The sequence below is a fragment of the Rhodanobacter thiooxydans LCS2 genome, assembly GCF_000264375.1.
GTDB classification, from domain to species: Bacteria; Pseudomonadota; Gammaproteobacteria; order Xanthomonadales; family Rhodanobacteraceae; genus Rhodanobacter; species Rhodanobacter thiooxydans.
This window is the reverse complement of record NZ_AJXW01000062.1, coordinates 16,280-28,186: the sequence shown is the minus strand read 5'-3', so window position 1 is coordinate 28,186 and position 11,907 is coordinate 16,280. Positions and strand designations below refer to the sequence as shown.

3 protein-coding genes are annotated in these 11,907 nt (G+C 62.9%); all 3 read left to right on the top strand.

From position 1 onward, the window contains the following. Positions 1–39 precede the first annotated feature (39 nt). The 3 genes from UUA_RS12810 to UUA_RS18930 are packed head-to-tail and all read left to right on the top strand — an operon-like array spanning position 40 to position 11,887. Positions 40–6,510: an Ig-like domain-containing protein gene (locus UUA_RS12810; protein WP_008437534.1), complete on the top strand. Its 6,471-nt coding sequence runs from the start codon at positions 40–42 to the stop codon at positions 6,508–6,510. Then, positions 6,510–11,243: an RHS repeat-associated core domain-containing protein gene (locus tag UUA_RS12805; RefSeq protein ID WP_081491563.1), complete on the top strand. Its 4,734-nt coding sequence runs from the start codon at positions 6,510–6,512 to the stop codon at positions 11,241–11,243. The genes UUA_RS12810 and UUA_RS12805 overlap by 1 nt, the downstream gene beginning before the upstream one ends. Next, on the top strand, positions 11,243–11,887 hold the full coding sequence (locus UUA_RS18930) for an SMI1/KNR4 family protein (RefSeq protein ID WP_201029827.1): 645 nt from the start codon (positions 11,243–11,245) through the stop codon (positions 11,885–11,887). The genes UUA_RS12805 and UUA_RS18930 overlap by 1 nt, the downstream gene beginning before the upstream one ends. Positions 11,888–11,907: the final 20 nt, after the last annotated feature.

Below are 11,907 nucleotides of genomic sequence, written 5' to 3'. Positions count from 1 at the left end.
GTCACGATGAGTCACTTCAAACAACATGCTGATGTGCTCATGCGCCGCGGGTCGCTGTGGCGTCTGGCGGCGCGCTCGATTTGCGTGGGCGTGCTGGCGTGCACGCCGTCCGTTCTGGCCGCCGCGGATCTCACCCTGGCCGACGGTGTCGTCGTGAAGTTCGGAGCGGACGCGCAGCTTGTCGTCCGCGACAAGCTGGTGAGCGGCAAGGGCATCGCATTCACCAGCCAGAAGGACGATACGCTCGGCGGCCAGTCCAACCCAACTGCACAGGTTGCCGCGATCGGCGACTGGCGCGGCCTGCGTATCGAGAAGTCGGCCGCCGCGTTTGGCGTGCCGACCGTCAACGACCTGTTGATCCGCTACGGCGGCAGCGGCGAAGCCGGTGCGGCGTTGACGCTGCGCGGCGTGAGCCCCTCGCTGCAGTACCTGCAGGTGACCGACGCCAGTACGGGCCTGCGCCTGCTTGACGCCGCGTCACCGACGATCAGCGGGTCGAGTTTCCTGCGCAACACGGTTGGCATCGAGGCCGATGGCAACAGCGCACCGGTGATCGGCAGTACCCAGTTCTCACAGAACCGCAGCGAGGCAGTCCTCAACAAGACGCCGGCGACCTTGATCCAGGCCACTGGCAACTGGTGGGGTCATGCCAGCGGCCCGAAGGATCCCGTCGGCAATCCGCAGGGGCAGGGCGACGCGGTATCCGCGGGCGTGAAATACGCCGGCTTCCTCACGGCGGTGCCGCTGCTGAATCCGACGGTGCGCCTGGCCGCGCCCGCGCCATTCTTCGAACAGAGTTCTGTTGCGCTTGAACTCTCCTGCGTGAACGCCACCGAGTATCGCCTTGCCGAGAACGGCGGCTTCTCCGGGGTCGCATTCCAGCCGCTGCCCAATGGCCGCGCCGCCGTCGACTACACCCTGTCCAACGGCGATGGTCGCAAGACCGTGACCGCGCAATTCCGTGACCCGACTGGGACGGTGGTCACCGCTACCCTGGATGGTGGCGTGCTGGTCGACACCCAGCCGCCGACGGTCGAGCTGACCAACCCGGCAGCCGGCAGCCTGATCCGCGAGCCGATCACCATCGAGGCCAGCGCCAGCGACGTGTCCGGCATCAAGCAGGTGCAGTTCTTCCAGGGCAGCGAGTTGCTGGTCACGCGCACCGCGGCACCCTACAGCTTCGCGTGGAACACCGATGCAGTGGCCGACGGCAATTACCTCATCAAGGCCGTCGCCACCGACCAGGCTGGTCGTGTTGGCGAGCATGGCGTCACCGTCACCGTATCGCACGCTGCGCCGGTGCCCGACACCGAAGGCCCGCAGCTGGCCGGTATCACCGTCGATGGCGTGGTCCTGGCCGACGGCGCCACGTTCACACGCAGCACCAGTCTGAGTTTCACCGCGACCGACCGCAGCGCGATCTCGCGCATCGAGCTGCTGCTCGACGGCGTCGTGGTCGCCACCGCCAGCGGCAACGCGAGCTACACCGTCGCCCTGGACCTGGATGCCGTCGCCAACGGTGCGCATACGCTGGCCCTGCACGCACTCGATTCACTGGGCAATGCCACCACCGCCAGCTTTGCAGTGACCGTCGCCCATGCCGTTCCGGATGCTCCGGTGATCAATGCGCCAATTGGTGGCAGCACCACCCGTAACGCCAGCGTGGCGGTGTCCGGCCATGCACAGCCTGGTAGCCAGGTGCAGGTGTTGCTCAACGGGCAACCCGTGGGCACCACCGTGACGGCGGGTGTCGATGGCCGCTTCTCGGCCTCGTTCAACCTCAGTCCTGGGAGCAACCAGATCCAGGCCACCGCCACCGACCAGTACGGCAGCAGTGCGCTGTCCGCGCCGGTGCAGGTCACCCTGGACACCACCGTGCCGGCAGCGCCGACCAATCTCGCCGCTGCGCTGGTCAACGGCAAGATCCACCTGAGCTGGACGGCATCGAGCGATCCCAATGCGTTCGCCTACGAGATCTATCGTGCCGGCAGCGAGTTCAGCACCATCAGCGAAGCACAGAAGCTGGTGCGGCTGCCGCGCGCCACGACCGCGCACGACGACGTGCCGGCCAGCGACGGCGGCTATTTCTATCGGGTGATATCGCTGAATGCCGCCGACGTACCGAGTTTGCCGAGTAGCTCGGCCAGTGCCAGCATCGATCGCACCGGACCGTATGCCGTGCGCATCGAATACCAGCCGCAGGGTACCTACGACGCGGCCACGGCGACCTACGGCCAGGGCGCGGTTGCGATCAAGCTCACCGTCAGCGAACCGCTGCTCGGCACGCCGTACCTGAGCGTGGTGCCGGAAGGCGGCCTGCCGATGCCGGTCGACCTGATCAAGCGCGACGACACCCATTACGAAGGCAGTCTCAACCTCGCCTCCGGTGCCGGTTCGGGCGTGGCGAACGTGCTGTTCTCGGCGCGTGACGTGACCGGCAATCGCGGTGTCGACGTGCGCGAAGGCGCCACGCTGAAGATCGATACGGTCGGCCCGGCGTTGATCGCCATCGCGCTCGATCCGGCCGCACCGATCAAGGTCGACGCGTCGCGCGACGTCACCGCCATCTTCACCTACGACGAGGCCATTCCGGCAGACAAGACGCCGGCCTTGCAGTACCACCTGTCGGGCGCAGCGCGAACCCCGGTCACGCTGGCTGGCATCGAGCGCATCGACGCCACACACTGGCGCGCAAAATTCCAGCTGCCTGCCGACGCCGGCTTGCCGAATGCCGAGCAGCTCGGTTTTGCGTCGATCGCCGCCGATGCACTTGGCAACCTGTCCTCGCAGATCAAGACGACGAATGCGTTCCAGGTCTATCAGGGCGAGCTGCCCGCGCTGAACGTGCCGGTGGGGCTGATGGCCACGGCCTTGCCGGGCGGCAAGGTGCAACTGGCATGGCAGGCGGTGGATGGCGCCAGCGCCTATCAGCTGTTCCGCCAGGCGCCGGGCGAGACGCAGCGGACGCCGCTGTCGCGCAGCACTGCGGCAACTGCCACCGATCAGACTCCGGTCGACGGGTTGTACGCCTACTCGGTGGCATCGGTGCGCAGTTCGAACGGCCAGGAAACGCAGAGCGACGAGTCGGCCGTGGCCGAGGTGCGCAGCAGCCGCAACGCACCTGGTGCGCCGCAGAATCTCGAGCTGACACTGGGCAGCCAGGGCGTGATCGCCACTTGGCAGCCGCCGGTGGGTACTGCGCCGGCCAGCTACCGGCTGTACCGCGCCGCCACGGCCACGATCACCTCGGTCGATGGCCTGGCCCCGATCCGCCAGGGCATCAAGACGCCGCAGGCGGTCGATGCCACGCCGTCGCAGTCCGAGCACGCCTACGTGGTGACCGCGGTGGATGCGGCCGGCAACGAATCGGCGATCTCCAATTCCGTCTACCTCAACTTCAGCCTGCTGCCGGTGAAGACGCTGCAGGTGGAACAGATCGGCAGCGGCTTGCCGGTGCTGCAATGGACACCGAACGGCGAGGGCGCCGTGGGCTACGACGTCTATGTCGGTGAAGGCGATGCGCGGGTCAAGCTGACCGCGACGCCGATCACCGCCAACCAGCTGGTCGATACCGGTTTCACCGGCGGCGAACGGCATTACACGGTGGAGGCGGTCGACGCCAACGACGTGCGCATGGCGCGCAGCGTGACGCTGCCGAACGCGAGCGCGCAGATCGTGACCGGCCTGCCGCTCAAGCGCAACGTGATGAACCGGCTTGGCATGCAGGTCTCCAACTTCTCGGCCACGTCGCTGCTCGATACCCGTGTGGTGGTGTCCATCGGCACGCGTACGTTCAAGTCCGAACTGTTCACGCTGGAGCCCAATGCCACGCGTATCGCGCCGGTGGTGATCGGCGGCTACCCGGACCTGCCCAGCCCAGCCGCGGTCACCGTGGCAATCGAAAGCGTGCCGCACGAGGGCGAACGGGTGCGGCTGGGCTGGCAGCGTCAGGTCGACGTGGTCGACAGTGCATTGGTGGTCAGCCTGGACGCCGAGAGCTTCGTGCGCGGCGGCAGCGGCAAGGTGCGCCTGAGCGTGGAGAACACCTCCGATGTCGAGGTGGAACTGCTGACCGCGCGCAACAACGGTCGCGATGCCTCCAACGAACTGCGCCTCAAGCTGCTCGACAATGATGGCAACCTGCTCGGTACCACGCCGTACCAGCAGGCGACCGGCGCCGGCGTGGTGACCCTGGCCACCGGTCAGACCATTGCTCGCATTGCGCCGGGACAGCGCTATCTGTCGGACGCCTTCGTGATGCCGGTGCCGGCGACCAGCCCCGACCAGGTGCGCCTGCGGCTGGAGGTCGACCAGCTGCACTACGCTACCGGCCAGGACGACGCGGTTTCGATTCCCGGCATGGGCAGCGAGCGTACCGTGACGCTGAGCAACACGCCGTACTACGGCGAGGTTTCCAGCGCATCGCCGGTCATCTCCAGCGGCACCGAGGACGTCGTCATCCTCGGCCGTGCGCTGGATCGCGACAGCGGTGCGCCGGTGCCGAATGCACCATTGAAGATCGCTATCAACCAGGAAGGTTTCGAGCGGGTGGCCAACGTCACCACGGATGTCGACGGCGCCTTCCGCTACATCTTCAAGCCCACCGTGACCGACGCCGGCGAATATCAGGTCGGCGCGATCCACCCGGACATGACCGATCGCCCGAACCAGGCGCGCTTCACGATCAATCGCGTCAACGTGGGGCCGTCCACGTTCAAGCTGAGCGTGCCGCGCAATTACGCCTACAAGATCGACTACCGGGCGACCACCGGCACCGGCTCGCAGGCCACCAACCTGCGCGTCGTCTACGCGCCGGAATACCAGCCCAGCGGCATGCTGCTGCCGGGTATCAAGGTCGAGCCGGGCGCGCCGATCAACATCGCGCCGAAGCAGAACCTGTCGCTGCCGGTGAGCGTGTCGGGCGACAACACGGCGGCCCCCAGCGGGCGCCTGGTGCTGGCCGTGTTCAGCGACGGCTCCGGCAGCACGCCGCTGACGCTGCTGAGTGTGGATTACACGCTGACCGAAGCGAAACCGGCACTGTACGCCACGCCGAACTACGTGCAGGCGGGCCTGTCGCAGGGCCAGTCGACGATCGAGAAGGTGCTGATCGAGAACAAGGGCTTCGTCGCCATGAACGACGTCACCGCCGGCCTGCTCGACAAGGACGGCAATGCGGCGCCGGCGTGGATCAGCCTGGCGTCCGACCCGAACCTCGGCACCATCGGCATCGGCGACAAGCGCAGCATCGATCTCAACATCGCTCCCGGCGCCCAGGTCGCCGAAGGCATCTACGAGTTCAGGCTGCGCATCGCCGGCAGCAACCTGCCGGCGGAGGACGTCAACGTCTTCGTCTCGGTCACCCAGTCCGGCCAGGGCAACGTACTGTTCAAGGCGGCGGACATCTATACCGCCACCCGCGACAAGAACGGCAACCTGATCCCGGGCCTGGCCGGCGCGCGGATCTTCGTGCAGAACGAAGCCGTGGTCAGCCAGACCTATGAACTGACCACCGATGCCTTTGGCGAGGCGTTCTTCCAGAACCTGCCGGCCGGCAGCTACAAGTTCAAGGCCAGCGCACAGAACCATCAGGACAGCACTGGCCGCTTCTCGGTCAAACCGGGCCTGATCGTCAATCAGCCGATCTTCCTGGAGTACACGCTGATCTCGGTGGAATGGTCGGTGCGCGAGATCACCATCGAGGACCGCTACGAAATCACCCTCAACGCCACGTTCGAGACTGACGTGCCAGCCCCGGTGGTGGTGCTGCAACCCACCAGCATCAACCTGCCGAAGATGGCGGCGGGCGAAGTGTTCCAGGGCGAACTGACCCTGACCAACTACGGCCTGATTCGCGCCGACAACGTGATGGCCCACCCGCCGGAAGCCGACGGCTACTACAAGTTCGAGTTCCTGGTGCAGCCGCCGACCACGCTTGAGGCGAAGCAGCGCGTGCGCCTGCCGTACCGGGTGATTGCGTTGCGTAGCTATGGGGGTGCCGAAGCGGCCACGCCTTCGCCTGACCCCGTGGGGGCTGTTGCGTTGCAAGCGGATGGCGGTTCAACGAGGTTGCTTATTCCATCCGCCGACGCAGATGCCGCACGGACCATGTCGCCAAGCACGGCGACCCTGACGAGTGGTGCGACGGCGCTGGCGGCCCCAGGCACGGCATCGGAATCGTCCGGTGTCAGTGGGACGGCCGGTTGCTACACCTACAGCAAACGCTATCCGGTGACCTGCAACTACACCTGCGCCAATGGCGCGGAAAGCAACAACTGCGGTTCTTCGGCGAACTGGTTCTACGTCGAGTCCAGCGCTTGCCCGGCGGGCACCAATCCGACAGGTGGGAGTGGGGGCAGCGGTTCGGCTGGTGGTGGCAGCGGCTGGGGTGGGTCGGGTGGCCCCGGTACATCCACATTGCCCGGTCTGCCGTTGTGTACCAAGGGCAGCGGCGACTGTTTCGAACCCAAGAACAAGCAATCCGGTGGCGGCAACGAGGGCGGTCAATAATGACACTGCGTTTGAACAACAGGATGTTGCCGTCGCCCACTCAAGCTCGATCACGTCGGCATGTCAGCCGTTTGTTGGCAGCCGTCTTTCTCGCCTGCTTTGCTTTCACCAGCCACGCCCAGGTCTATCCGCTGGGCAGCAACGGCAGCATGGGGCTGGGTAGCGCAAACGGTGATTTCACCGTCGCCCAGGACGACCTGCGGGTGAAGGTGCCGGGAGGCTTCGTGCGGGTCAACCGCGACTTCGACGGCAACCGGTGGGTGTTCAACCGACAGTGGTCGGGGCTGGGCAATCCATCGTTCTACAAGTCGAGTTATGCCTCCATTGGTGCGTTCTTCACCTGCAGCATCATCGACGGCATCAACAGTTGCGACACCACAGCGTCATCGGGCGTGGCGGCAGTCATTCCCCAGGCGCCGGACGCCAGGATCGAGCAGACACGAGTCCCGAATGACCCCGCTTTCGGGCGGGACGCCGAGGGCCATCCACTCCCCGACCTGAGCGCACTTCAGGCCATTGCGCGCAAGGGCGTGGGCTTTTCGCGCAGCACCGACGGCAGCACCTACGTCAGCAGCAAGTATCCACGATTCATCGTGCGGCCGCAGATGGTGCCCGTTCTTCCGATCAGCGCTGGCCCCAATGCGCATCCGCCTGCCGGAAAGCCGGGGCATGGCGGTGTGGCTACAACGCAAGTCAATGGTTTCCGCTGGATCGACCGCAGCGGTGAATGGATCGAGTACGACAACCTTGGTCGCATCAGCAGTTACGGTGACCGCAATGATGTGCGGGTCTGGATGCAGTACGGCAGCCATGGCCAGATCGAGCGGGTGCTGGATGACAACGGCCGCACCGTCTTTACGCTGCTGTACAGCGGCAATGGCGACTTCATCACGGAAGCGCGTGACCATACTCCGCTTGATGGCAGCATTCGCCGCGTCCAGTACCAGTACGACAGCAAGGGCCGCCTGCATGCCGTCGTGGATGCTCTGGGACACGTCACCACCTTCGACTACGGCGGCGCTGGCGACAGCGGTGGTGATCAGAATCTACCCGTCGACACCACGCTGAAGATCAAGAAAGTGACCGATGCGGAAAATCGCATCACACAGGTGGTTTACGGCGTCACCGGCCGAATTTCCAGGATGATCGCCCCCGACGGCGGTCAAACCGATGTCGAGTACGGTTACGACAAGCTCAAGAAGGAGTTCAACATCAGTGTGAGCCACCCGGCGACTTCTGCCGGGCGCTCGCGTGAGTTCATGGTTCTTGATCAGGAAGGGCGACTGGTCAATTACGAAGCCAACGGCAAGCAGCTGTTGAGCATGCAAGGCGACTGGCGCAATGCGCGCTACACGGATGCGCGGGGAAGCACCACGCAGGTCGTACGCGATGCATTCGATCAAGTTACCGAACGCACGGCGGCCGATGGTACGAAGCAGACTTATCGCTACGCGGCCGGTTCGCTCGACGTGACCGAAGCCGTCGATGAGTCAGGCGTCAAGACGCAGCTTTCTTATGATGCCCATGGCAATGTGCGATCAATTGATGTGGCTGTCGGTCTGCCTGAGGCTCAGCGCAGCGAGTACGAATTCAATCAGCGTGGAGAACCCGAGCGCATCACAAGTAAGGGAGGCATTCGCGCGGATGGCATCGCCGATCCCGATGCGCAAATGCAGCTCGGCTACGACGCGGCGGGCAATGTTGCCCAGCTGACAGATGGCGAGGGCCAAGTCTGGCATTACACCTACAACACGCTCGGCCAGATCACCCGGATCACCGACCCCAACGCCCATGTCACCGCATTCACCTATGACGCCAATGGCAACGTGCTGAGCACGATCGATGCCAACGGCAACACCACGACTTATACCTACGACAAGACCGATCGCCCGCTATTGGTGACCGATCCCCGTGGCAAAACGAGCCAGCTGAGTTACGACGCCGCGGGCCGGATGCAGCGCCTGGTCGACCCTTACGGGGCGGCCGTGCAGCTGCAGTACAACGCGATGGGACAAATGGTCGCGGCAAGCGACGCGGTGGGCCAGACGGCGCGCATCGACTACGACCAGTTCGGCCGCATGCAGAAGCTGACTGACGGGATCGGTAGTGCAACCACTTTCGATTACACCGACAGCGATGGACAGGATCGCGGCAACGGGCTGGTCACCAAGGTGGCCTATCCCACGCTGACGCGGTTGATGAAATACAACGCGCGCGGATGGCTGACGCAAAGCTCGGCGATAGCAGACGCTCAGACGCGTGCATCGCAGTATTCGTACGATGCGCGCGGTGCGCTGGCGCTCGCCACCGACGCGAAGGGCAAGAGCCAGGCATTTGCATACGACAGGCTAGGCCGTGCCGTATTGCAGACCGATGAATTGGGCCATACGGTGGGGCTGGATTATGACCACCGCAGCAACGTGGTGGGTATTACCGATCAGCGTGCCCATCGCACCAGGATGGCCTACGACCGTCGCAACAAACTGATCGAGGAGACCAATCCGGCGGGGCAAACCACGCATTACGGCTATGACGCTGGCGGGCGTCTGACCAGTGTGGTCCGGCCTAGCGGCGTAACCATCAACATGGTTTACGACGCTGGCGGACGGCTGGTCGAGCGTATCGCCAAACGCGCCGATGGCAGCGAAGAAAGTCACGACACCTTTCGCTGGGACGCGTCCAGCAATCTGATCGAGTGGCATACCCCGACCGCCAGCGCTACGTTGAGCTACGACGACAACGATGGCCTGCTTCGTGAGGCGGTAACCCAGCGCGGCGTCACTTTGAGTCGCAGCTATACCTATTACGCCAATCGCCAGGTCAAGAGCTATACCGGGCCAGACGGGAACACCATAACCTATGCCTATAACGGCAACGGCCAGCTCGATCGGATGGATCTGCCGGGCGCGGGCTCCATCAGTGTCACGGCTCGACAATGGTTGATGCCCAGCGAGATCGTGTTTCCTGGCGGCAGCCGCCTGACTGTCTCGCACAACGCGTTCTCCGAAACCACCGAGGTCAGGGCAATCTCGCCGAATCAGGCGACGTTGCTGTCGCAGAGTTACCAGTACGGCGTGATGGGCGAACTCACTCGGCGCAGCATCGCCGAGCAGTCCACCAGCTATACCTACGACGATGCGCTGCACCTGACCGGGGCCGACAAGGCGGGTTTTGGCGGAGATCGGGCATTCACGCTCGACGCGGCAGCCAATCGCACCAGCGACAGCAACACCTCCGGTACGTGGCAATACGATGATGCCAACCGACTGATTCAGCGCGGCAGTGTCAGCTACGTCTACGACGTTGACGGCAACCTGACCAGCAAGACCGACAGCGCGTCCAGCGGCGCGCTACGTGTCACGCATTATCTGTACGACGCTTACAACCGGTTGCTGGAGGTCCGCGACGCCAACAATGAGGCGATCGCGCGCTATACCTATGATCCTTTCAGCTATCGGCTAAGCAAGGAGGTCACCGCAACTGGTGCTCAGGCTACCGGGGCCGCGGCCGGGCTGACCTTGTTTCTACAGGGTAGCGAAGGTGTGCTGGCCGAAGCGGATCAGGCCGGCGCGGTACTGCGCAGCTATGGCTGGATGGTTGGCGAGCAGTACGGCACTACGCCGATCTTCACGCGCCAGAACGGCAGCTATTACTACTACTTGAATGACGTGCAGGGCGCGCCCTGGCGGGTGATTGACAAGACGGGGGCGGTCGTATGGGCCGCTACGGATTACACCGTCGATGGTCAGGCGACATTGGCCAGCGGCAGCACGATTTACCAGCCTTGGCGCCTCCCCGGACAGTATTCCGACAGCGAAACGGGGCTGCACTACAACCTGCACCGCTATTACGACCCGCAGGTGGGTCGTTATATCAGTTCTGATCCGATTGGCTTAGCCGGGGGAACCAACACCTACCTTTACGCCAACTCAGCACCGACAATCTATTACGACGCCTATGGATTGTGGCTAGGTATCGACGACGCCACTGCCATCATTGGTGGCGCCATCATAGGTATGGCCATACAAGGGGCTATCGATCTCTATCATGGAGAATTCAGTGGCTGGGAGAATTACGCAGGTGCGGCTGTTAGTGGCGCGGTAGCGGGTGAGGTTTTCCTTTATACATTCAACCCTGTGTTGGCGGGCGCGGCTGGCGGGCTTGCGGGAAATCTCACTACACAGGGCTTGCGGATCCTGAATCATAAGCAGGACAGCTTCAACTTCTGTTCCATGTTGATAGACACAGGTCTTGGCGCTATTGGCGGCAAGGTAGCTAAAGTGCTAGGGCCTTTTGTTGGCAAGGGCGTCCGCGCACTGGTGGGGCGACTTGGTGCGGAGGCAGATTCCGCTGTTGCCAGCTCTGCCGATGACGTGGCTAGAGATGTCGCGAATGCGGTTGATGACAGTGTAAAAGTTGTCAGGATCTCTGCGGCAAAGTATCCCGAGTCGGCGGCCCATATCAGGGATGCGCAGGCCGCCGGGCATCCAGATACACTTACAATCAATCGCCCTGGTTCAGGTTTAAATCGACGTGCATCAATGGAAGGTACAGAATCCAAGCCCGGCTATGATCGAGATGAGTACCCGCCGGCAATGTTTGACGAGGGTGGGCGTGGAGCGAGTGTGCGCCACGTCAATCCGTCGGATAATCGTGGGTCAGGCGCATGCATTGGCGGACAGTGTCGAGGTCTCCCTAACGGGAGTCGGGTGAGAATTGAGGTTGTAGACTAATGAGCAATTTGGGACAGAATTTTCTGAAATTGATCGATCTTGGCTCTCCTGGGCTTGGTGTCGAGGATGTCGTAATCGCGGCCCACTTGCGGGAGTTGGCAGGTACCCTGGCGGAGGAGTTGGTAGAAGTCTTGCGCAAGAAAAACGGGACGTACATATTTCATTCGGCACTTCATATCTTTCCCGCGCAGACGTCATCTAATAGTGTCGGTCTGGATGAGTGGAATGACAATAAGGGGTGGCGCTCAGAATACGGCGATTTAGCTGATGGCTGCCTATTTTTCTCTGAAGATCTATTTGGGTCGCAATTTTGCATAAAGTCGAATGCGATCTGGTCCTTTGATCCAGAGACTGCAGAAATGCAGTTTATTGGTAAGAACTTTGATGCTTGGGCTAAAGAAGTACTCGATGACTATAGAGTATTGACAGGGCAGCCACTGGCGCTAGCTTGGCAGCAAAGTCATGGTGCGCTTCCGGCGGGTAAGAGACTCGTGCCGAAAGTTCCGTTTGTCTGCGGCGGTGCTTTTGAACTGTCAAATCTTATTCTTATGGATGCCGAGCGGGGTATGCGTTTGCGCGGGCAACTAGCATCTCAGATAAGAGATCTTCCTGATGGTACAAAAATACGTTTTGTTATCGAATGACATCAGGGGTCGCTTGGGTA